The 22,177-nt window shown below is 72.1% G+C and carries 22 protein-coding genes; 14 read left to right on the top strand and 8 right to left on the bottom strand.

Annotated elements, in window-relative coordinates; genetic code table 11:
• Window positions 1-16 precede the first annotated feature (16 nt).
• A complete protein-coding gene (locus ACIBNE_RS22540) occupies window positions 17-400 on the top strand; it encodes a winged helix-turn-helix transcriptional regulator (RefSeq protein WP_399274138.1) in 384 nt (127 codons plus the stop codon).
• 62 nt (window positions 401-462) lie between these two features.
• Here ACIBNE_RS22540 and ACIBNE_RS22535 read toward each other — a convergent pair whose 3' ends face one another.
• The 5 genes from ACIBNE_RS22535 to ACIBNE_RS22515 form a co-directional block, all read right to left on the bottom strand.
• The gene (locus tag ACIBNE_RS22535) at window positions 463-1,464 is read right to left on the bottom strand and encodes a 2-oxoacid:ferredoxin oxidoreductase subunit beta (RefSeq protein ID WP_399274282.1); all 1,002 of its coding nucleotides are present in this window, start codon (window positions 1,462-1,464) and stop codon (window positions 463-465) included.
• 58 nt (window positions 1,465-1,522) lie between these two features.
• Complete coding sequence (locus tag ACIBNE_RS22530) at window positions 1,523-3,487, bottom strand: 2-oxoacid:acceptor oxidoreductase subunit alpha (RefSeq protein ID WP_399274136.1); 1,965 nt, start codon at window positions 3,485-3,487, stop codon at window positions 1,523-1,525.
• A 251-nt stretch (window positions 3,488-3,738) separates the two neighbouring features.
• Window positions 3,739-4,398, bottom strand: coding sequence for a response regulator (locus ACIBNE_RS22525; RefSeq protein WP_399274134.1), 660 nt, complete (start codon window positions 4,396-4,398; stop codon window positions 3,739-3,741).
• A gap of 245 nt (window positions 4,399-4,643) precedes the next feature.
• Window positions 4,644-5,957: a sensor histidine kinase gene (locus tag ACIBNE_RS22520; RefSeq protein WP_399274132.1), complete on the bottom strand. Its 1,314-nt coding sequence runs from the start codon at window positions 5,955-5,957 to the stop codon at window positions 4,644-4,646.
• 172 nt (window positions 5,958-6,129) lie between these two features.
• A complete protein-coding gene (locus tag ACIBNE_RS22515; RefSeq protein WP_399274130.1) occupies window positions 6,130-7,329 on the bottom strand; it encodes a sensor histidine kinase in 1,200 nt (399 codons plus the stop codon).
• 227 nt (window positions 7,330-7,556) lie between these two features.
• Between ACIBNE_RS22515 and ACIBNE_RS22510 the strand changes: the two genes are divergently transcribed.
• From ACIBNE_RS22510 to ACIBNE_RS22450, 13 genes are all read left to right on the top strand, one after another.
• Window positions 7,557-7,949: an NADH-quinone oxidoreductase subunit A gene (locus ACIBNE_RS22510; RefSeq protein WP_399274128.1), complete on the top strand. Its 393-nt coding sequence runs from the start codon at window positions 7,557-7,559 to the stop codon at window positions 7,947-7,949.
• Window positions 7,940-8,569: an NADH-quinone oxidoreductase subunit B gene (locus tag ACIBNE_RS22505; protein ID WP_399274126.1), complete on the top strand. Its 630-nt coding sequence runs from the start codon at window positions 7,940-7,942 to the stop codon at window positions 8,567-8,569. The genes ACIBNE_RS22510 and ACIBNE_RS22505 overlap by 10 nt, the downstream gene beginning before the upstream one ends.
• On the top strand, window positions 8,566-9,810 hold the full coding sequence (locus ACIBNE_RS22500; protein WP_399274124.1) for an NADH-quinone oxidoreductase subunit C: 1,245 nt from the start codon (window positions 8,566-8,568) through the stop codon (window positions 9,808-9,810). Before ACIBNE_RS22505 ends, ACIBNE_RS22500 begins: the two co-directional genes overlap by 4 nt.
• Window positions 9,807-10,775, top strand: a complete 969-nt coding sequence (locus ACIBNE_RS22495) for an NADH-quinone oxidoreductase subunit H (RefSeq protein ID WP_399274122.1) — start codon at window positions 9,807-9,809, stop codon at window positions 10,773-10,775. The genes ACIBNE_RS22500 and ACIBNE_RS22495 overlap by 4 nt, the downstream gene beginning before the upstream one ends.
• A gap of 59 nt (window positions 10,776-10,834) precedes the next feature.
• Complete coding sequence (locus ACIBNE_RS22490; protein ID WP_399274280.1) at window positions 10,835-11,380, top strand: NuoI/complex I 23 kDa subunit family protein; 546 nt, start codon at window positions 10,835-10,837, stop codon at window positions 11,378-11,380.
• A complete protein-coding gene (locus ACIBNE_RS22485) occupies window positions 11,377-11,973 on the top strand; it encodes an NADH-quinone oxidoreductase subunit J (protein WP_399274120.1) in 597 nt (198 codons plus the stop codon). Before ACIBNE_RS22490 ends, ACIBNE_RS22485 begins: the two co-directional genes overlap by 4 nt.
• Window positions 11,973-12,344, top strand: coding sequence for an NADH-quinone oxidoreductase subunit NuoK (nuoK, locus tag ACIBNE_RS22480; RefSeq protein ID WP_399274118.1), 372 nt, complete (start codon window positions 11,973-11,975; stop codon window positions 12,342-12,344). Before ACIBNE_RS22485 ends, nuoK begins: the two co-directional genes overlap by 1 nt.
• Window positions 12,341-14,335, top strand: coding sequence for an NADH-quinone oxidoreductase subunit L (locus ACIBNE_RS22475; RefSeq protein WP_399274116.1), 1,995 nt, complete (start codon window positions 12,341-12,343; stop codon window positions 14,333-14,335). The genes nuoK and ACIBNE_RS22475 overlap by 4 nt, the downstream gene beginning before the upstream one ends.
• Before the next feature lie 30 nt (window positions 14,336-14,365).
• A complete protein-coding gene (locus ACIBNE_RS22470; RefSeq protein ID WP_399274278.1) occupies window positions 14,366-15,916 on the top strand; it encodes a NuoM family protein in 1,551 nt (516 codons plus the stop codon).
• Window positions 15,913-17,439, top strand: coding sequence for an NADH-quinone oxidoreductase subunit N (locus tag ACIBNE_RS22465; protein ID WP_399274114.1), 1,527 nt, complete (start codon window positions 15,913-15,915; stop codon window positions 17,437-17,439). Before ACIBNE_RS22470 ends, ACIBNE_RS22465 begins: the two co-directional genes overlap by 4 nt.
• 52 nt (window positions 17,440-17,491) lie before the next feature.
• Window positions 17,492-17,947, top strand: coding sequence for a large conductance mechanosensitive channel protein MscL (mscL, locus tag ACIBNE_RS22460; protein ID WP_399274112.1), 456 nt, complete (start codon window positions 17,492-17,494; stop codon window positions 17,945-17,947).
• Window positions 17,948-18,172: 225 nt separating this feature from the next.
• Window positions 18,173-19,036 carry a zinc metalloprotease HtpX gene (gene htpX / locus ACIBNE_RS22455; RefSeq protein WP_399274110.1) on the top strand — a complete coding sequence of 288 codons (864 nt, stop codon included), beginning with the start codon at window positions 18,173-18,175 and terminating at the stop codon, window positions 19,034-19,036.
• The gene (locus ACIBNE_RS22450; protein ID WP_399274108.1) at window positions 19,033-19,425 is read left to right on the top strand and encodes a YccF domain-containing protein; all 393 of its coding nucleotides are present in this window, start codon (window positions 19,033-19,035) and stop codon (window positions 19,423-19,425) included. The genes htpX and ACIBNE_RS22450 overlap by 4 nt, the downstream gene beginning before the upstream one ends.
• Window positions 19,426-19,470: 45 nt before the next feature.
• Here ACIBNE_RS22450 and ACIBNE_RS22445 read toward each other — a convergent pair whose 3' ends face one another.
• From ACIBNE_RS22445 to ACIBNE_RS22435, 3 genes are read right to left on the bottom strand one after another with little or no spacing between them, the layout of a single operon-like run.
• Window positions 19,471-20,766 (bottom strand): APC family permease, encoded by a 1,296-nt coding sequence (locus ACIBNE_RS22445; RefSeq protein ID WP_399274106.1) that lies wholly within the window; start codon window positions 20,764-20,766, stop codon window positions 19,471-19,473.
• A 30-nt stretch (window positions 20,767-20,796) separates the two neighbouring features.
• The gene (locus tag ACIBNE_RS22440) at window positions 20,797-21,453 is read right to left on the bottom strand and encodes an alpha-ketoglutarate-dependent dioxygenase AlkB family protein (RefSeq protein WP_399274104.1); all 657 of its coding nucleotides are present in this window, start codon (window positions 21,451-21,453) and stop codon (window positions 20,797-20,799) included.
• Complete coding sequence (locus ACIBNE_RS22435; protein ID WP_399274102.1) at window positions 21,450-21,953, bottom strand: methylated-DNA--[protein]-cysteine S-methyltransferase; 504 nt, start codon at window positions 21,951-21,953, stop codon at window positions 21,450-21,452. The genes ACIBNE_RS22440 and ACIBNE_RS22435 overlap by 4 nt, the downstream gene beginning before the upstream one ends.
• Window positions 21,954-22,177 lie beyond the last annotated feature (224 nt).

Raw genomic sequence — 22,177 nt, 5'->3', positions numbered from 1 at the left:
GAAGTAAGGTACTGGTATGGGCGTAAGTCAACCGTGGAAAGCCGACGTCAACCAGCCGATGTGTCCCTCCCGGCTGGTCCTGGAGCACGTCACGAGCCGCTGGGGCGTCCTCGTCCTGGCCGCGCTCCTGGACCGCTCGTACCGCTTCAGCGAGCTGCGGCGGCACGTCGGCGGGGTCAGCGAGAAGATGCTCGCCCAGACCCTCCAGACCCTGGAGCGGGACGGCTTCGTGCACCGGGACGCCAAGCCGGTGATCCCGCCGCGCGTCGACTACTCGCTCACCGGCCTCGGCCGCGAGGCCGCCGAGCAGGTGTGGGGCCTGGCGCGCTGGACGGAGCAGCGGATGGACGAGGTGCTGAAGGCGCGCGAGACGTACGACGAGGCGCGCGCGGAGAAGTAGTACGGACATGCGTAAGGGGCGCCCTCCCGGGAGGGCGCCCCTTACTTGCGTACGTGCGGCTCTCAGCCGACGACCGTCCAGGTGTCGCCGCCGGCCAGCAGCGCACCGAGGTCGCCCTTGCCGTTCTGCTCGATCGCCGCGTCCAGCTGGTCGGCCATCAGCGTGTCGTAGACCGGCCGCTCCACGCTGCGGAACACCCCGATCGGGGTGTGGTGCAGCGTGTCGGGGTCGGCCAGGCGGCTCAGCGCGAACGCCGTGGTGGGGCTGGTGCTGTGCGCGTCGTGGACCAGGATCCGCGACTCGTTCTCCGCGGTGACCGCGACGACCTTCAGGTCGCCCGTCAGCGGGTCCCGTACGACGCCCTTGGCGCCCTCGGCGCCGAAGCGGATCGGCTGCCCGTGCTCCAGCCGGATCACCGCCTCCTCGGCCTGCTGCTTGTCCTTCAGGACCTCGAAGGCGCCGTCGTTGAAGATGTTGCAGTTCTGGTAGATCTCCACCAGCGCCGTGCCCGGATGGGCGGCGGCCTCGCGCAGCACGCCCGTCAGGTGCTTGCGGTCGGAGTCGACCGTCCGCGCCACGAACGAGGCCTCCGCGCCGATCGCCAGCGACACCGGGTTGAAGGGCGCGTCCAGGGAGCCCATCGGCGTCGACTTGGTGATCTTGCCGACCTCGGACGTCGGGCTGTACTGGCCCTTGGTCAGACCGTAGATCCGGTTGTTGAACAGCAGGATCTTCAGGTTCACGTTGCGCCGCAGCGCGTGGATCAGGTGGTTGCCGCCGATGGAGAGCGCGTCGCCGTCGCCCGTGACGACCCAGACGCTCAAGTCCCGCCGGGAGGAGGCGAGTCCGGTGGCGATGGCCGGGGCGCGGCCGTGGATGGAGTGCATCCCGTAGGTGTTCATGTAGTACGGGAAGCGGCTGGAGCAGCCGATCCCGGAGACGAAGACGATGTTCTCCTTCGCCAGGCCGAGCTCGGGCATGAAGCCCTGTACGGCCGCGAGCACCGCGTAGTCACCGCACCCGGGGCACCAGCGGACTTCCTGGTCGGACTTGAAGTCCTTCATGGACTGCAGGGCCTCGGCCTTGGGCACGAGTGAAAGCGCCTCCAGCGTATCGTTCGCGTCAGACACCGCTGGCCTCCTTCAGAGCCGTCGCCAGCTGTTCGGCCTTGAACGGCATTCCGTTGACCTGGTTGTACGAGTGGGCGTCGACCAGGTACTTCGCCCTCAGCAGGGTGGCCAGCTGACCGAGGTTCATCTCGGGCACGACCACCTTGTCGTAACGCCCCAACACCTCGCCGAGGTTCCGCGGGAAGGGGTTGAGGTAGCGCAGGTGGGCCTGCGCGATGGCGGTTCCTTCGGCGCGCAGCCGCCGTACGGCGGCCGTGATCGGCCCGTACGTCGAACCCCAGCCGAGCACCAGGGTCCCGGCGCCGTCCGGGTCGTCGACCTCCAGGTCCGGGACCTCGATGCCGTCGATCTTGGCCTGGCGGGTGCGGACCATGAAGTCGTGGTTGGCCGGGTCGTAGGAGATGTTGCCCGTGCCGTCCTGCTTCTCGATGCCGCCGATGCGGTGTTCGAGGCCGGGCGTGCCGGGCACGGCCCACGGCCTGGCCAGGGTCTGCGGGTCGCGCTTGTACGGCCAGAAGACCTCGGTGCCGTCCGCCAGCTCGTGGTTGGGGCCGGTCGCGAACTGCACGCGCAGGTCGGGCAGTTCGTCGATCTCGGGGATCCGCCACGGCTCCGAGCCGTTGGCCAGGTACCCGTCGGAGAGCAGGAAGACCGGCGTGCGGTACGTCAGCGCGATGCGCGCCGCTTCCAGCGCCGCGTCGAAGCAGTCCGCCGGGGTCTTCGGGGCGACGACCGGGACCGGCGCCTCGCCGTTGCGCCCGTACATCGCCTGGAGCAGGTCCGCCTGCTCGGTCTTGGTCGGCAGGCCCGTGCTCGGCCCGCCGCGCTGGATGTCCACGATCAGCAGCGGCAGTTCGAGCGAGACGGCGAGTCCGATGGTCTCCGACTTCAGCGCCACGCCGGGCCCCGACGTCGTGGTCACCGCGAGCGAGCCGCCGAACGCCGCGCCCAGCGCCGCGCCGATGCCCGCGATCTCGTCCTCCGCCTGGAACGTCCGCACGCCGAAGTTCTTGTGCCTGGACAGCTCGTGCAGGATGTCGGACGCCGGGGTGATGGGGTACGAGCCCAGGTAGAGCGGCAGGTCGGCCTGGCGGCCCGCGGCGATCAGCCCGTAGGACAGCGCGAGGTTCCCGGAGATGTTCCGGTACGTGCCGGTGGGGAACGCCTGGGTGGCCGGGGCCACCTCGTAGGAGACCGCGAAGTCCTCGGTGGTCTCGCCGAAGTTCCAACCCGCCCTGAACGCGGCGACGTTGGCCTCCGCGATGTTCGGCTTCTTGGCGAACTTGGTCCGCAGGAACCGCTCGGTCCCCTCGGTCGGCCGGTGGTACATCCAGCTCAACAGGCCCAGCGCGAACATGTTCTTGGAGCGCTCGGCCTCCTTGCGGGAGAGCCCGAAGTCCTTCAGCGCCTCGATCGTCAGCGTCGTCAGCGGCACCGGGTGGACGCGGTAGCCGTCCAGCGAGCCGTCCTCCAGCGGGGAGGTGGCGTAACCCACCTTGGCCATCGGGCGCTTGGTGAACTCGTCGGTGTTGACGATGATCTCCGCGCCGCGCGGTACGTCCGCGATGTTCGCCTTCAGTGCCGCCGGGTTCATCGCCACCAGCACGTCGGGCGCGTCGCCCGGGGTGAGGATGTCGTGGTCGGCGAAGTGCAGTTGGAAGCTGGAGACGCCCGGCAGGGTTCCGGCGGGCGCCCGGATCTCGGCGGGGAAGTTCGGCAGGGTGGAGAGGTCATTGCCGAAGGACGCCGTCTCCGACGTGAAGCGGTCTCCCGTGAGTTGCATGCCGTCACCGGAGTCACCCGCGAAGCGGATGATCACCCGGTCCAGTCGGCGCACTTCCTTCTCGCCGGCACCCGCTCTGTCGGCCGCTTCGGGCAGCGGCGAACGCTGCCCGGCGACGACGGCCCCGTCGGCCCCGTCGGCCTGCTCGGCTGGGCTACTGACCTGGCTGGTCACTGAACTGAACCTCCCTTGAGGCGGCTGCTCGGAACCAGCCGGCTGCCCGGCAGTCCCTGAGCCCACCCTACGGCCGTGAGAGCCGCCCCTACGGGGCAGATCACATGATGAACGCCTTGTCGGAACACGCTCTTGCCACGCTTCGTCATGATTCGTCGCCCCCCGGCGCTTCTCTCAGAGACGTTCCCCGCTCGTCCTTTGGTCCTAGGTCCGAGTCCGGTTCGACGCCGGGCGGAGCGCCCGGCGCTCCGTCAGGAGTTCAGGTAGGTGAGTACCGCGAGTACCCGCCGATGATCCCCCTCACTCGGCGAAAGCCCCAGCTTCAGGAAGATGTTGCTGACGTGCTTCTCCACCGCGCCGTCGCTCACCACCAGTTGCTTGGCGACCGCCGAGTTCGTCCGCCCCTCGGCCATCAGACCGAGGACCTCGCGCTCGCGCGGCGTCAGCCCCGCCAGCACGTCCTGCTTGCGGCTGCGGCCCAGCAGTTGGGCCACGACCTCCGGGTCCAGCGCCGTCCCGCCCCGCGCCACCCGCACCACCGCGTCGACGAACTCCCGCACCTCGGCGACCCGGTCCTTCAGCAGGTACCCCACGCCCCGGCTGCTCCCGGCGAGCAGTTCGGTGGCGTACTGCTCCTCTACGTACTGCGACAGCACCAGTACGCCTATCCCGGGGTAGTCCTTGCGCAGCCGCACCGCGGCCCGCACTCCCTCGTCCGTGTGCGTCGGCGGCATCCGCACGTCCGCCACGACGACGTCCGGCAGCTGCCCCTGTCCGTGCAGGTCCCCGATGGTCTTGATCAGCGCCTCGGCATCGCCCACACCCGCCACCACGTCGTGCCCGCGATCGGTCAGCAACCGGGTCAGGCCCTCCCTGAGCAGCACTGAATCCTCGGCGATGACGACGCGCACCCTGTCCTCCACGACCCTGTAGCCCCCACGTATCGATGTGCTTCCCGCCCCTGTGCCCTCCAGCATCCCAGGATCCGGGGCCGGACGCGCCAGGGTGCGGGCAACAACGGGGTGTCGCTCCGCACATCCCGGGAGGTACGGGGCCGGAGGCGCGGGGCTGAGGGCCACGAGGTCGGGGGCCACGAGGCCGGGGTACGGCGAAGGGGGCGGCGTCCGCCGGGGCGGGCGCCGCCGGGGCCGGGCGCTCAGCGGCGCCAGGGCAGTTCGGCCGTGATGCTGGTCGGGCCGCCCACGGGGGAGTCGACGACCAGGATCCCGTCCACCGCGTCCAGCCGCTCCGCGAGCCCGGCCAGTCCGCTGCCCGCCGTGATGTCCGCGCCGCCCTTGCCGTTGTCGGTGACCTGGAGCATCAGCCTGCCCTGGGCGTGCCACACGTCGACGGTCGCCCGGGTCGCCCTGCTGTGCTTGCTGACGTTCTGGAGCAGCTCGGAGACCGTGAAGTAGGCGATGCCCTCGATCGCGGCGGCGGGCCTGGACTCCAGCTCCACCTCGACCGTCACCGGCACCGTGCAGCGCGAGGCGATGGCGGAGAGCGCCGCGTCGAGCCCCCGGTCGGTGAGGACGGCGGGGTGGATGCCGCGGGCCAGGTCGCGCAGCTCCTGGAGGGCCGTCTTGACCTCGCCGTGCGCCTCGTCGACCATCCGCGCGGCGGCCTCGGGGTCCTCGGTCAGCTTCTCCTTGGCCAGACCCAGGTCCATGGCGAGGGCGACGAGCCTGGCCTGGGCGCCGTCGTGCAGGTCGCGCTCGATGCGGCGCAGGTCGGCGGCTGCGGTGTCGACCACCACGCCCCGGTCCGACTCCAGCTCCGTGACGCGGGTGGCCAGCCGGGACGGGCCGAGCAGCTCGGTCACCATCACCCGGTCCACCGAGGTCAGGGCGCGGACGACCCAGGGGGTGGCGAGGACGAAGACCAGGCCCACCAGGGAGGTGACGGCTATCTCGAAGGCCGAGTCCAGGTAGATGTCGTGCGACTTGTCGCCGTACAGCTGGATGCCGCCGTGGCCGCCGTACGCCGGGAAGGTCCACTGCCAGAGCGGGTACGTGAACAGGCTCCAGCCGATCGACCAGAAGACCGTCGAGACGACGAAGGTGAAGATCGACCAGGGGAGCTGGAGCAGCGCGTAGAGCAAGTGCCGCCAGGAGACGCCGCTCTTGAGGACCGCGCCCACCCAGGACATCAGGCCGTTGGTCCGGCCCCTGGCCGGCGCGGGAGAGGCCACGTCCACGCCGAGCAGCACCCGCGCCCTGAGCCGCTCCACGGCCCCGAAGCCGCGGCACATGGCCAGCGTCAGCGCGAGCAGCGGCACCCCGAGGAAGGTGATCAGCAGACCGGCGCTGGCCGAGAAGCCGGTTATGGCGAAGCTGAAGCTCACCACGCTGATCGGCAGGCTCAGCAGCACGTAGACGTACTCGCGCCAGGTGCGGGCCTCGAACGGCGCGCGCAGCGCCGCGGGAAAGAAGTGGTCCCGGGTCCCCGGTCCGTCGTATGCCGTGGCCATGGCGGTGCCGTCCGTTTCTGGTTCTCGTTTGTGTGTGGGTGGTGGCGGGTGGGCGGTGGCGCGGACGGTGTCGCCGCGCTCGTGTTCAAGCTCGTACAACAAGACTGCCGGGTGCGAAGACCGCGCACCATGAGGCCCGTTTCAGTTCCGACCGGGGGTTTTCCCCACCCCGCTAAGTGCGCTTTCCCGCACCTTCCCGGTCGCGCCAGGGCAGTTCCGCCGTCACGGTCGTGCCGCCGCCCGCCGGGGACTCCAGGACGAAGAGCCCGTCGACCGCGCCGAGCCGCTCGGCGAGACCGGCCATGCCCGTACCGCCGTCGAGGCTCGCGCCGCCGCGCCCGTCGTCCTGCACCTGGATCAGCAGCCGGCCCTTGGACCGCCACACCTCGACGGTCGCGTTCCGCGCCCCGCTGTGCTTGCTGATGTTCTGGAGCAGCTCGGAGACCGTGAAGTAGGCGATGCCCTCGATGGCCTCGGCGGGGCGCTCCCGCAGGTCGGCCGTGACCTTGACGGGCACCGTGCAGCGCGAGGCGATGGCGGAGAGCGCCGCGTCGAGCCCCCGGTCGGTGAGGACGGCGGGGTGGATGCCGCGGGCCAGGTCGCGCAGCTCCTGGAGCGCCAGCTTCACCTCGCCGTGCGCCTCGCCGACCATCGCCGCCGCGGCCTCCGGGTCCTCCAGCAGCTTCTCCTTGGCCAGACCGAGCCCCATGGCGAGGGCGACGAGCCTGGCCTGGGCGCCGTCGTGCAGGTCGCGCTCGATGCGGCGCAGGTCGGCGGCTGCGGTGTCGACCACCACGCCCCGGTCCGACTCCAGCTCGGCGATCCGCCGCTCCAGCTCGTCGGAGGGCGAGAGCAGCCCGCGCACCATGGCCCGGTCGGCGTTGGCGAGGGTCCGCACGAGGAACGGGAGCACGGGCCAGAGCACGATCAGCCCCACCAGCGTCACGGCGAACGTCAACACGCTCCACGGCAGCCTGACCACCTCGTAGAGCACGCACCGCCAGGCCACCGGGTCCTTGACCGCCGACCACAGCCAGCCGAAGAAGCCCGGGTCGCGGCGGCTGAGCGAGAGCGGGCTCGGCTCGTCGATCCGCATGCCCAGCAGCGACCGCGCCCGCGCGCGCTCCAGGCGGCCCAGCAGCCGCGAACCGCCGAGCCCCACCGCGAGCAGCGGAAGACCGATCACCGTGACGGAAAATCCCACGCCGAGCGCGACCATGAACACCGTGTAGACAAAACCGATCAGCGACATCGGCAGATTGATCAGGAGATGGGCGATCTCCTTCCAGATGTGCCGGTCGAAGGCGAAGAAGCGTGCGGTCGGCGGCCGATCGTCGCCGGTGGAGTCGCTGATCAGCGGGGTCGTGGTCATGGCATCAAGCCTGCCCGGCCGGGGCAGCGCACGCCATGGGGTACATGGGTGGGGTGCGGTAGGGATAACCCCACTCCGCTCCGCACCCCGCCCGCTCCGCCTCGCACCCCACTCCACTCCACTTCGCACCCCACGCCGACACAACTGCTTACCACTCCTTTAACAGGGCCTAGACTCCCGTGCGTACAGATCGTCGAACGGACCAGGACTGGGAGCGAGGGGCCGACGTGCCGGAATCGACCGTTCTCGCGGCGGACTACTTCGAGAGCTACTCGGTCGTCGGGCTGCTGGCGGTGGTCGGCGTGCTGTTCGTCGCCGTGGCCTTCGGGGCCGGGCGGCTGCTGCGGCCCGTGGTGCCGACGCAGGAGAAGCTGCTCACGTACGAATGCGGGGTCGACCCCGTCGGCGAGGGCTGGGCCCACACCCAGGTCCGCTACTACGTCTACGCCTTCCTCTACGTGATCTTCGCCGTCGACTCGATCTTCCTCTTCCCCTGGGCGACGGTCTTCGCCGCCGCCGGATACGGCGCGACGACCCTGGTGGAAATGTTCATCTTCCTCGGCTTCCTGGCCGTGGGACTGCTCTACGCATACAAGAAGGGCGTCCTCGAATGGACGTGACCGCCCCTCATCCGGGCCCCGGCCCCGTGGACCTCCCGGAGCCCCAGCGGCTCGGCGTGCTGTCCCGGCTGGCCCCCGAGCCGATGAAGGTGGTCCTCAACTGGGGCCGCCGCTACAGCCTGTGGGTCTTCAACTTCGGGCTCGCCTGCTGCGCCATCGAGTTCATCGCCGCGTCGATGGCCCGCCACGACTTCATCCGCCTCGGCGTGATCCCCTTCGCGCCGGGCCCGCGCCAGGCCGACCTCATGATCGTCTCCGGCACGGTCACCGACAAGATGGCCCCGGCCGTGAAGCGGCTCTACGAGCAGATGCCCGAGCCGAAGTACGTCATCTCCTTCGGCGCCTGCTCCAACTGCGGCGGGCCCTACTGGGACTCGTACTCCGTGACCAAGGGCGTCGACCAGATCATCCCCGTCGACGTGTACGTGCCCGGCTGCCCGCCCCGGCCCGAGGCGCTGCTCCAGGGCATCCTCAAGCTCCAGGAGAAGATCGCCAAGGAGTCGCTCGCCGAGCGGTACGGGAACGGCGGCGGCCCGCGCGCCTCCACCGCCGCGCTGCGCAGCTCCCTGGTCGCCCCGCCGCCCGCGCCCCCGGCGTCCGGGGAGGCCGGGGACCGATGACGAGCACCGCCTACGACACGCTGCCCGACGCCGTCACCGAGGTCTTCGGCGTCGAGGCGACCGCCGAGCACGCGTACGACCTGCTCACCGTCGACGTGCCGACCGGCTCCTGGATCGCCGCCCTCGAAATCGCCCGCGACAAACTGGGCTGCACGTACTTCGACTGGCTGAGCGCGGTCGACGAGCCGGGCACGGGCTTCCGCGTCTGCGCGCACGTCGTCGGGCTCGAAGGCCGTCGCGTACGGCGCCTGATGCTGCGCACGACCGTGCCGCACACCGCGCCCGCGCTGCCCACCGCCGTGGACGTCTACGCGGGCGCGGCGTGGCACGAGCGCGAGACGCACGAGATGTTCGGCGTGGTCTTCACCGACCATCCGAACCTGGTTCCGCTGCTCCTGCCCGAGAACTTCGAGGGGCACCCGCTGCGCAAGGACTTCGTGCTCGCGGCGCGGGTCGCGAAGGCGTGGCCGGGCGCGAAGGAGCCGGGGGAGCCCGCGGCGGGTGCGGCGCACGGCGCGCCCAAGCGGCGGCAGATGCTGCCGCCCGGGGTGCCCGATCCGAACGAGTGGGGCCCGCTCAAGGGGCAGCTGCCTCCGGCCCCGGCCCGCCCGGCTCGCGCTGCGCGCGCGGGTGCAGGTGCCGGCGCCGGTGCGGCGGGTGCGGCGGGTGCCGCGGGGGAGCGTCCGGCGCGGCGCACCCGCAGCGTGAGCGAGGGCTCGGCGAGCCAGGCTCCAGCGGCGCCCGTCGAGGGGGCCGCTGCCGCGGAGGCTCCGGTCCGGCCGCCCCGGCGCACGCGCAGCGCGTCGGACGGTTCGGCGAGCCAGGCTCCCGCGGCGCCGGAGACGCCTGCCGGGGGAGCGGCCGCCGCGGAGGCTCCGGCCCGGCCGCCCCGGCGTACCCGCAGCGCTTCCGACGGCTCGGCGAGTCAGGCCGGTGCGCCGGTGCGCCGGTCGCGCGGCGCCGGTGAGGGGTCGGCCTCGCAGCGCGACACGCCGCCCGCACCGGAGGGGGCCGCCCCGGCGCGGCCCGCGCCCACCGGCAGCGCGGACGCCCCCTGGCACAACCCGCGCCCGGCCTTCGACGAGGAGTCCCCGGCCCCGGCGCAGGCCCAAGCGCAGGCGCAGGCGCAGGCCCCGGCGCAGGAACCCGCCGACCCCGAGCCCCGTACCGGCTCCGGTCCTGACTCCGGCTCCGACTCCGACTCCGATTCCGACACCCCCGCCGGAGGCGATTCCGCGTGAACGACGTTCTCGACGTCGCCCTCCGTCTCGTCATCGTCTTCGCCGCCTTCCTCGTCCTCCCGCTCGTCGTCGGGCAGACCGAGCACAAGGTGATGGCCCACATGCAGGGCCGCCTCGGACCGATGTACGCGGGCGGCTTCCACGGCTGGGCGCAGCTCGTCGCGGACGGGGTGAAGTTCGCGCAGAAGGAGGACGTCGTCCCGGCCGCCGCCGACCGCCGCGTCTTCCAGCTCGCGCCCGCCGTCGCCCTCCTGCCGTACCTCCTCGTCCTGGTCGCGATCCCGGTCGGGCCCGGCGACGGCGCGGTCGGGCAGGTCGTCGACGCGGGCATCTTCTTCGTGCTCGCGATGATGGGCGTCGGCGTGCTCGGCTCGCTCATGGCGGGCTGGGCGTCCGCCAACAAGTTCTCCCTCCTCGGCGGCCTGCGCACCGCGGCGCAGCTCCTCGCGTACGAGCTGCCGATGCTGCTCGCCGCGGCTTCGGTCGCCATGGCGGCGGGCACCGTCTCGCTGCCCGGCATCCTCGACGCGTTCGAGTGGTGGTGGCTGCCCTGGCAGATCGTCGGCGCGCTCGTCTTCTTCGTCGCCGGTCTCGCCGAGCTCCAGCGCCCGCCCTTCGACATGCCGGTCGCCGACTCCGAGATCATCTTCGGCGCGTACACCGAGTACACGGGTCTGCGCTTCGCGCTCTTCCTGCTCGCCGAGTACGTCGGAATCGTCGTCCTGTGCGGTCTGACCACCGTCCTCTTCCTGGGCGGCTGGCACGGCCCGTTCGGCGGCGACGGACTCGGCTGGGTCTGGACGCTGCTGAAGACCGCCGTCCTCGCCTTCGTCGTCATCTGGCTCCGCGTGAGCTACCCGCGCCTGCGCGAGGACCAGCTCCAGAAGCTCGCCTGGACCACCCTCGTCCCGCTCGCTCTCGCGCAGATCGCGCTCACCGGCATCGTGAAGGTGGCGATCAACTAGTGGCTCCCCCCGTTCCCGGCTCGGGCCTGGCCAAGGGCCTGGCCGTGACCCTCCGCACGATGACGAAGAGGTCCGTCACCGAGCAGTACCCCGAGCACCAGCCCGAGCTGCCGCCCCGCACCCGGGGCGTCATCGGACTGTTCGAGGAGAACTGCACGGTCTGCATGCTGTGCGCCCGCGAGTGCCCCGACTGGTGCATCTACATCGACTCCCACAAGGAGACGGTGCCGCCCGCGGCGCCCGGCGGGCGCGAGCGCAGCCGCAACGTCCTCGACCGCTTCGCCATCGACTTCTCCCTCTGCATGTACTGCGGGATCTGCATCGAGGTGTGTCCCTTCGACGCCCTCTTCTGGTCGCCCGAGTTCGAGTACGCGGAGACCGACATCCACGAGCTGACCCACGAGCGCGACAAGCTCCGCGAGTGGATGTGGACCGTGCCCGAGCCGCCCGCGCTCGACGCGGGCGCCGAGGAGCCCAAGGAACTCGCCGCCGCCCGCAAGGCCGCCGAGAAGCAGGCCGCCGAGAGGCAGGCCGCCGAGAGGCAGGCCGCGGCAGGCTCCTCGGAACAGGCGGCGGGCTCCGCGGAACAGGGGGCCGCGGAGTGAGCGTCCTCGCAGCCGGCCACCCCGGCTTCCTCTCGCCCACCGGCGTGGAGATCGCGTTCCTCCTCGTCGGCCTCGTCACCTTCGGCGCGGCCGTGGTCACGGTCACGACCAAGCAGCTGGTGCACGCCGCACTCTGGCTGGTCGTGGCCCTCGGCGGCCTCGCCGTCGAGTACCTGCTCCTGACGGCCGAGTTCATCGCCTGGGTCCAGGTCCTGATCTACGTCGGGTCCGTGGTCGTCCTCCTCCTCTTCGGGCTGATGCTCACCAAGGCACCCATCGGCCGCTCCCCGGACGCCGACTCGGGCAACCGCCCCGTCGCGCTCGGGGTCGCCCTGCTCGCCGCCGCCTCCCTCGTCTGGGTCGTCGTGGACGCGTTCCGCACGACCTGGATCGAACTGGAAGGACCGGCCCAGGGCTCCACCGCGGTCTCCGGCGAAATGCTCTTCCGGCACTGGGTGCTGCCCTTCGAAGCGCTCTCCGTGCTGCTCCTCGCGGCCCTGGTGGGCGCGATCGTCCTGTCCCGCAAGAACGCCCAGAACGCCCAGAACGCCCGTACGGGCAAGAACGCCAAGAGCAGGCAGGGGGAGAAGTAGTGCACCTCGCCTACCCCGCGGTCCTGGCCGCCCTCCTCTTCTGCACGGGGCTCTACGGCGTCCTCGCCCGCCGCAACGCCATCCTCGTCCTGATGTCCGTCGAGCTGATGCTCAACGCCGTCAACCTCAACCTCGTCGCCTTCGACGTCTGGCTGCGCGACACCCTCCACACCGGCCAGGCGCTCACCCTCTTCACCATCGCCATCGCCGCCGCCGAGATCGGCATCGGCCTGGCGATCGTCCTCGCCGTCTACCGCAACCGGGGCACCGCGGACATCGACAAGCTCCGCGACACCGCCGACGACGCCCCCGCGGGCACGACCGCACCCACCGACGACCCCCGCGAGGAGAAGGCCGAGGCCACCGCGTGACCACCACGACCCTCGCGGTCCTCGTCCCCCTCCTGCCCCTCCTCGGCGCCGTCGCCGGCCTGCTGCTGGGCCGTACGGCCCCCGGTTTCGTACGCCCCCTGGCCGTGCTGCCGACGCTCGCCGCCCTGGGCCTCGCGGCCCTCGTCGCCGTGCGCCAGGGCGGCGGGAAGGCGATCGACGCCGCCACCCAGCTCACCCCCACCGGCTCGGTCCCCGTCGACCTCGCCCTGCACGTCGACGGCTTCGCCGCCCTGGTCGCCGTCCTGGTCGGCCTGGTCGCGACCTGCGTGCAGATCTACTCCACGGGCTACCTCCGCGACGACCCGCGCTACCCCTCCTACGCCGCCCTCGTCTCACTCTTCACCTCGGCGATGCTGCTGGTCGTCTACTCGGGCGACCTGATGGTGCTGCTGGTCGGCTGGGAGATCATGGGCATCTGCTCGTACTTCCTGGTCGGCCACTACTGGGAGACGCCCGAGGCCCGCGCCGCCTCCCTCAAGGCGTTCCTGGTCACCAAGCTCGGCGACGTCCCCTTCCTGATCGGCCTGTTCGCGCTCGCCGCCGACACCGGCACCTTCCGCGTCACCGGCATCCTGGACGCCGTCGCGCACGACGGCCTCGACCACCCCACCCTCGTCGCGCTGCTGCTCCTCGCGGGCGTCGCGGGCAAGTCGGCGCAGTTCCCGCTGCACACCTGGCTGCCCGACGCGATGGCGGGCCCGACCCCCGTCTCCGCGCTGATCCACGCCGCGACCATGGTCGCGGCCGGCATCTACTTCGTGGCCCGCCTCCTCCCGGTCTTCGCCACCTCGCAGGCGGCGCTCACCGTCCTCGCCGTGACGGCCGCGCTCACCATGGTCGGCTCGGCGCTCGCCGCGCTCGCCCAGGACGACATCAAGCGCGTCCTCGCCTACTCGACCATCGGCCAGCTCGGCTACATGTCCGGCGCCCTGGCCGTCGGCGACCGCGGGGCCGCCGTCTTCCACCTCCTGTCGCACGGCGCCTTCAAGGCGCTGCTGTTCCTCGCGGCTGGCGCGGTCATCCACGCCGCCGGGACCAACTCGCTGGCCGCCATGTCCCGCACGTCCGGCCTCGCCCAGCGGATCCCCGACGCCTACTGGACGATGACCGTCGCCCTGCTCGCGCTCGCCGCCGTCCCGCCCTTCGCCGGCTTCTTCTCCAAGGAAGCCGTCCTCGTCGCCGCCGAGCACACCGCCCTCGGCGACAGCGACACCGCCCCGGCGGGCGCGGGCTGGATCGTCCTGGTCGCCGCCCTGCTCACGGCGCTCCTCACCGCCGCGTACGCCACCCGCCTGTGGCTGCTGGCCTTCCGCGGCCGGGGTCCGAGCGTCCCCGAGCACGGCAGGCAGCCGCTCGCCATGACCACCGTCCTGTGGATCCTCGCGATCCCCTCCCTCGGCTTCGGCCTCACCGTCACCCACCTCGACGACTGGTTCGACGGCCACGCCCTCACCCCGACGCTCACCACCGCAGTACTCGGCACCGGCATCGGCCTCGTCGGCGGTCTGATCACCTACGCCGCCTGGCGCCACACCACCGCGCTCGCCGCCCGCACCCCCCTCGGCGCCGTCGCCGCGCACCCCGACGGCGACGGCGGCCAGGTCGAGGCCGAGGCGATCGCGAGCCACACCCCCGCGTACGGCTCGGTGTCCGCCGCCGCCGACCCCGCCGACCCCGGCCGTCTCCTGCTGGGCCCGCTGCACCGCCACGCGGCCGCGGGCTTCCACCTCGACGCGCTCTACGACGCCCTCTTCGCCCGCCCCGTCCGCGCCGCGGCCCGACTGGTCCGCTTCCTCGACCGCGAGGTCGTCGACACCTACGTGCGCGGCGCGGGCACCGGCGCGCAGTGGCTCGGCAGGGCCGTCCGCCGCGCCCAGACCGGCAACGTGCAGACCTACCTCGGCGCGCTGCTCCTGGGCTCCGTCGTCCTGGCGATCGCCGCCGTCCTCGTCGCCACCGCCGGAGCGTGAGCAGCAGTGATCGATATCAGTGAGTCCGTGATGCGGGTCCTCCTCGCGTTGATCGTCGTCGGCCCGCTCGTCGGCGCGGCCGCGGCCCTCCTCCCGGCCCCGCCGGGCCTGAAGGGCAAGAGCCCCGAACAGGCCGTGCTGCGCCACGGCGTGACCGTGACCGGCGCGGTCCTGCTCGCCGCGATCGCCCTCGCACTCGGCTTCGACCACGACCACCCGTCGAAGATGCAGGCCACCACGGACATCAGCTGGATCCCCGCACTCGACGTGCGCATCCACCTCGGTGTCGACGGCATCTCGCTCCCCCTCCTGCTGCTGACCACGCTGCTGACCTTCCTCTGCGCGCTCCACAGCTATTTCAAAATGCCCCCGGGCCCGTCCCCCAAGGCATTCGTGGCCCTCCTGCTCGTCCTGGAGTCGGGCACCCTCGCCACCTTCGCCGTCCTCGACCTGGTGCTCTTCTTCCTGGCCTTCGAGACGGTCCTCATCCCCATGTACTTCCTGATCGCCCGCTGGGGTGGCGACGGCCGCGCGGCCGCCGCCTGGAAGTTCATCCTCTACACGCTGCTCGGCTCCGTGATCATGCTGCTCGGCCTCCTGCTCATCGGGCTGAAGGCGGGCACGTTCGACATGGTGGCACTCGCCACTGACAACGGCCGGGGCCTGAGTACGTCCGTGCAGCTCACGGCCGTGATCGCGATCGGGATCGGGCTCGCGGTCAAGACGCCGATGTGGCCGCTGCACAGCTGGCTGCCCGCGGCCCACACCGCCGCGCCCACCGTCGGCTCGGTGCTCCTCGCGGGCGTCCTGCTCAAGATGGGCACGTACGGGTTCGTCCGCGTCGTCCTGCCGATCGCCCCCGACGGAATGCGCGAACTGGCCCCGTACCTCGCGGCCTTCGCGGTCGTCGGCATCATCTACGGGTCCCTCGCCTGCCTCGCCCTCGCCGGACGGGGCGCGGGCGGCGACCTCAAGCGCCTGATCGCCTACTCGTCCGTCGGCCACATGGGCTTCGTCCTCCTGGGCATCGCCTCCATGACCCCGACCGGCGTCAACGGCGCGCTCTTCGCCAACATCGCCCACGGCCTCATCACGGGACTGCTGTTCTTCCTGGTCGGAGCCATCAAGGAGCGGTACGGCACCGCCGACCTCGACACCCTCGCCGGGGCCACGGGCGCGGCGCTCTACGGCCGCGCGCCCCGCATCGGCGGCCTCCTCGCGTTCGCCGCCGTCGCCTCGCTCGGACTGCCGGGACTCGCCGGGTTCTGGGGCGAGATGCTGACGATGTTCGGCGCGTTCGACCCGGCGGACGGGCTCAGCCGCCCCGCGTTCCTCACCTTCATGGCGATCGCGGGCCTGGGCACGCTGCTCACCGCCGCGTACATGCTGATCGTGGTCCGCAGGGTGTGCATGGGCGAGCGCGGCGAGGAACTGCTGGAGATCGCCGACGTACAGCGGTACGAGGCCGTCACCTGGACACCGCTCGTCGCCCTCACCGTCCTCGCCGGACTCTGGCCCGCGGTCCTCCTCGGCCTCACCGACCCGGCCGTGCAGAAGCTCCTCGCAGGAGGAAAGTCGTGAGCTCCCTCGTCCAGTCCGTCGACTGGCTCGCGATCGCGCCGCCGACCGTCGCGGCCGTCACCGCCCTCGCCGTCCTCGTCGCCGACCTGTTCGTGCCCGAGGACCGCAAGCGGTTCCTCGGGTACGGCGCGATCGCGGGCCTGGCCGTCGCGATCGCAGCCCTCGCGCCGCTGCGCAAGGGCGACCGCACGACCTTCTGCCTCACCACGCCCGGCGACACGGGCGTGTGCAGCTACACCGCCGACCACTTCGCCCTGGTCGTCCAGTTCCTGGTGCTCGGCGGCGCGCTCCTCACCGCCCTGCTGTCCCTGGCCGACACCAGGAAGCTCCCGGCGGGGGAGTTCTGGTTCCTGCTGCTGTCCTCCGCCGCCGGGGCCGCCCTGCTGCCCGCCTCCCGCGACCTCGCCACCCTCGTCGTCGCCCTTGAGGTGGCGTCCCTCCCGGCCTTCGCGCTGGTCGGGCTGAAGCGCGGCGACCGGCTCTCCTCGGAGGCCGCCCTCAAGTTCTTCCTGTCCTCGGTCACCGCGACCGCCGTGATGCTGCTGGGCGTCAGCTTCGTGTACGCGACGACGGGCACCCTGCACCTCACGGAGATCGCCGGGAAGCTCGACGACGTCCCCGCGCAGCTCGACACCCTCGCCAAGGCGGGCGTCGCCCTCACCCTGGTCGGGTTCGCCTTCAAGACGGCCGCCGCGCCCTTCCACTTCTGGGTGCCCGACACGTACGTCGGCGCCCCGCTGCCCGTCGCCGCCTATCTGTCCGTCGTCGGCAAGGCGGTCGGCTTCTCCGGGCTGATCCTGGTGACCGTCATCGCCTTCCCCTCGTACGCGGACGTGTGGGGACCGGCCGTCGCCGTCCTGGCGGCCCTGACCATGACCGTCGGGAACGTCGGCGCCCTGCGGCAGCGGCCCGACCGTCCGTACAGCGCGGTGCGCCTGCTGGCCTGGTCGTCCGTCGGACAGGCGGGGTACCTCCTGGTGCCGATCGCCGCCGCCGGGTACTCCAGCGACGACCAGATCGGCGCCACCGTCGCGTACGCCCTGATGTACGCCGTCGTGAACCTCGGTGCCTTCGGGGTGGCGGCCCTCCTCGCGCGCGTGCACCCGGAGAACCGCCTCACCGACTACCGGGCCCTGTACCGGACCCGCCCGTTGACCGCCCTGACGCTCGGTTTCTTCCTGCTGTGCCTGGCCGGACTGCCGCCCGGCGTCATCGGGCTCTTCGCGAAGGTCACGGTCTTCTCGTCCGCCGTGGACGCCGGGCTCGGCTGGCTCGCCGTCGTGATGGCCGCCAACGTCGTGATCGCGCTGTACTACTACCTCCAGTGGACGGCGACGCTCTTCAAGGCCCCCGAGACCGCCGCCGAGCCCGCCGGGGCCGCAGACGGCGCCCCGGAGGCCCCCGTCGCGCACCGCGCCCCCGCCGCCCTCACCGCCGCGATCGCCCTCACCTGTGCGGCGGCCGTCGGCCTCTCCGGCATCCCGCAGTTGGTTCTGCGCTTCGCGTCTGTCACCCTCTTCTGACGGATTCTGACCGAATAGCACCCATCTGCACCACAAGGAGAGTTACATCACCATGCTGACCGGCTTCAAGGACTTCATCCTCCGCGGCAACGTCATATCCATGGCCATCGGTCTGGCCATCGGATCGGCGTTCACCGCGGTGGTCACCGGCTTCAGCAACGCCTTCATCACCCCGCTGATCGGCGTCGCCACCCAGGGCACCGGCGACTTCAGCGACTCCGTCTTCACGATCGAGGGCGTCACCTTCCCGTACGGAAAGTTCATCGCCCCGGCCATCGCCTTCGTGATCACCGCGGCCGTCCTGTACTTCCTCGTCGTCGCCCCCATGGCCAAGGTCCAGAACCGCTTCACCAAGGACCAGCCCTTCGACATCAGGGCCGCCCTGCGCGACTGCCCCCGCTGCTACACGGAGATCCCCGCCGTCGCCAGCCGCTGCGGACACTGCACCAGTGAGGTCCAGCCGCTCGCCGACGCCCTGGAGAAGGCCGGCCTGCCCGCACAGCGCTGAGCGGAAGCCGTCCCGGACGGACGCCGCTCCGGACGGACGCCGCTCCGGACGGACGCCGCGCCGGGGCGGCACCGCGCCTCCCACCCGTACGGCCTACGGCCCCGCCCCGGAGCACCGGGGAACCAGCACTCCTCGCCTGGCGTTGACCAGTACAGGAGGGTCCACTGGAGAGTGGAGCACCGCTAAGCAAAGGGTTCCCCTGCCGCACCACTTGGAGGGCGTACCGTGCACCGCCGGCACAACGGGCTGAAGACCGCCGTACTCCTCGGCGGGCTGTCCGCACTCATCATCCTCATCGGCAGCTTCTTCGGCCGCGGAGGGCTGATCGTCGCGCTCGTCGTGGCACTGGGCACCAATGCCTACGCGTACTGGAACAGCGACAAGCTCGCGCTGCGCGCCATGCGGGCCAGACCCGTCAGCGAGTTCGAGGCGCCCGCGCTGTACCGCATGGTCCGCGAGCTCTCGACGGCCGCGCGCCAGCCCATGCCGAGGCTCTACATATCGCCGACGCAGGCGCCCAACGCCTTCGCCACGGGCCGCAACCCGCGCAACGCCGCCGTCTGCTGCACCCAGGGGATCCTGGAGATCCTCGACGAGCGGGAGCTGCGCGGCGTCATCGGCCACGAGCTGAGCCACGTCTACAACCGCGACATCCTGATCTCCTCGGTGGCGGGCGCCCTCGCGTCGGTCGTCATGTTCCTGGTGAACTTCGCCTGGCTGATCCCCGTGGGCCGGTCCAACGACGACGAGGGCCCCGGCATCTTCGGCATGCTGCTGATCATGATCCTGGGCCCGCTGGCCGCCTCGGTCATCCAGCTGGCCGTCAGCCGCTCCCGGGAGTACGAGGCCGACGCGTCGGGCGCGCAGCTGACGGGCGATCCGCTCGCCCTCGCCAGCGCCCTGCGCAAGCTCGACGCGGGCACCAAGCAGCTGCCGCTGCCCCCGGAGCCGCGCATCGAGACCGCGAGCCACATGATGATCGCCAATCCCTTCCGCCCCGGGCAGGGAATGTCCAAGATGTTCTCGACGCACCCGCCGATGGCGGAGCGGATCGCCCGACTCGAACAGATGGCAGGTCGCCAGCAGTGAAGATAATCCTCAACGTCATATGGCTCGTGCTGGGCGGCATCGCACTCTTCCTCGGCTACATGCTCGCCGGTGCCCTGCTCTGCGTCACGATCATCGGCATCCCGTTCGGCATAGCCGCCTTCCGCATCGGCCTGTACGCCCTGTGGCCGTTCGGCAACACCGTCGTCGACCGCAGGGACGCGGGCGTCGCCTCCTGCGTCGGCAACGTCCTGTGGCTGGTCCTGGCGGGCTGGTGGCTCGCGCTCGGCCACATCGTCACGGGCGTCCTGCAGTGCATCACGATCATCGGCATCCCGCTGGGCATCGCGAACTTCAAGATGATCCCGGTTTCGCTGATGCCCCTGGGCAAGGAGATCGTCCCCACCGACCAGCCCTTCGCCTCGCGCTGACGGACCGAAGGGGGCGGCGGGGGCCCGAGCCGGCGGACCGGCACGTCACCTCCGGCGTACGGCGTAGACCGCCGCTCCCGCGGCCAGCACCGAGGCGCCCGCCAGCACCGAGGACAGCGGCAGGGCGCACGCCAGCGCCACGCACCCCACGAACCCGCCCACAGCGAGCACCCGCACCCCGCGAGGACCGTCCTCGCCCCCGCCCTCGCCCCCGCCCTCGCCCCCGCCCCCGTCAGGGCCCTTCGCCCCGCCTCCGAGCGTCCAGGCCGACGCGTTGGCGATCGCGTAGTACGCCAGCACGCCGAACGACGAGAAGCCGATCGCCCCGCGCACGTCCCCCGTCGCGGCCACCACCGCGACGGCCGCACCCACCAGCAGCTCGGCCCGCTGAGGCACCTGGTGGCGGGGGTGCACCACGGCGACCGCGCGCGGCAGGTGCCCGTCCCGCGCCATCGCGAGCAGCGTCCGCGACACGCCCAGGATCAGCGTCAGCAGCGCCCCCAGCGCGGCCACCGCCGCCCCGGCCCGCACCACCGGTACGAGACCGGGCGCGCCCGCCTCCCGTACGGCATCGGCGAGCGGCGCCGAGGCGTCGGCCAGCCCGCCCGTGCCCAGCACGGAGACGACGGCGCCCAGCACGGCCGCGTACACCGCCAGGGCGATGCCCAGCGCGATCGGCACCGCGCGCGGGATGGTCCGCGCCGGATCGCGCACCTCCTCGCCGAGCGTGGCGATCCGCGCGTACCCGGCGAACGCGAAGAACAGCAGCCCGGCAGCCTGGAGCACCCCGCCGAGCCCGCCACCGGCCCCCCGCCCGCCGCCGGAACCCGGGCCGCCCCCGTCGCCCGTCAGACACACCACGACGACCGCCGCCAGCACGGCCAGCACCAGCGCCACGACCGCCCGTGCCAGCCACGCCGACTTCTGCACCCCCAGACAGTTCACGGCGGTCAGCGCCGCCACCGCGCCCACCGCCACCGCGTGCGCCTGCCCCGGCCACACGTACGCCCCCACGGTCAGCGCCATCGCCGCGCAGGAGGCGGACTTGCCGACGACGAACCCCCAGCCCGCCAGGTACCCCCAGAAGGGCCCGAGCCGTTCCCGCCCGTACACGTACGTCCCGCCCGACGCCGGGTAGCGGGCGGCCAGCCGGGCCGACGACATGGCGTTGCAGTACGCGACGGCGGCGGCCAGCGCCAGACCCGTGCCGAGCAGCGCCCCCGATCCGGCGGCCTGTGCGGCGGGCGCGAGGGCGACGAAGATCCCGGCCCCGACCATCGCCCCGAGGCCGATCACCACCGCGTCGAACACGCCGAGGGACCGGCGCAACTCCTGTGTCATGCGCCGCACCATAGAGCCGGAAAGTGAACGTCAGAGACCCGTCTCGCGCAGCGTGACGTTCAGCCGCCCGCCGCGCATCCCCAGCGCCGGATCGCCCGTCCCCGCCAGCACCTTCGGCACCCCGTGGAACGCGAACCTGGAGGGCCCGCCGAAGACGAACAGGTCCCCGGAGAGCAACTCCACGTCCGTGTAGGGCCGTCCGCGCCCCTCCGTGTTGCCGAACCGGAAGACGCAGCTGTCGCCGATGCTGAGCGACACCACAGGGGCGCGCGACCGCTCCTCCCTGTCCTGGTGCATCCCCATCCGCGCGGCGCCGTCGTAGAAGTTCACGAGCGCCGCGTCGGGCCGGTAGCCACCGTCGTCTCCGTACGCCTCGCGCACCGCGTCCCGGCCCAACTCCGCCAGCCACCCGGGCAGTTCCGCGACGGCGGCGCCGTTCACGTCGTCGGCGGTGCGCACATAGCGGTACGGCTTCCAGTGCCATCCCAGGCACACGGTCTGCACGGACATCACGCCACCGCCCGGCAGCACGGTGTGCCGGATCGGTACGGGCCCCCGCGCCCACCCGCGACACGCGGCGACCAACTCCCGCTGCCGCTCGATCGACAGCCACCCCGGCACGTGCACCGCGCCCGGCGCGACCTCGGCCCGCTCCCGCGGCTCAGGAGGGAACAGCGTCCCGCTCACGCGACCAGCGCGCCCTCAAGGCCGAGCAACCGCTCCTTGCGCTCGACACCGCCCGCGTACCCGCGCAGCGCCCCGTCCGCGCCGATCACCCGGTGACAGGGCCGCACCACCAGCAGCGGATTGCGCCCGATCGCGGTCCCCACGGCACGTACGCCCGCCCCGGAAACCCCGACCAGTGCGGCCACCTCCCCGTACGAAACCGTCCGTCCGTACGGGACCTCCTCGACAGCGGCCCACACGCGCCGCTGGAAATCCGTGCCGCCGGAGACGTACGCGATGTCGAAGCGCGTACGGGTCCCCGCGAAGTACTCCGCGAGCTGCGCCGCGATCCCCGCGAACGCCGCGGGCTCCTCGCGCCAGCCCTCCCGCACGACCGCCGCGCCCTTCTGACCCGGCATCGACACCGAGGCGAGCGCGACGCCGCCCGGTGCGCCGGCGGACTCCTCGCCGACCAGCAACAGCTCACCCAGCGGGCTGTCGACCTTCGCGTACACCGTCATGCCCCGCCACCTCCACCCACGCGCACAGCACCTTGCCGCGCCTTCGAGTCTGCGCGTCCAAGGTCCCGAGGGCTGGCGGTTTTCCGACACGCACATCGGGGGCGGGGGGGGCGGGGGCCCCCCCCCCCCCCGGGGCCCCCCGGGGGGGGGGGGCCGCCGCCCGGGGGGGGGGGCCCGGGCGGGGGAGATCCGGACCCCCCCCCCGGGCCGCCGGGGGGGGGGGC

Source organism: Streptomyces sp. NPDC050504, from assembly GCF_044458065.1.
Lineage (GTDB): Bacteria > Actinomycetota > Actinomycetes > Streptomycetales > Streptomycetaceae > Streptomyces.
This window is presented reverse-complemented; position numbering and strand designations above follow the sequence as displayed.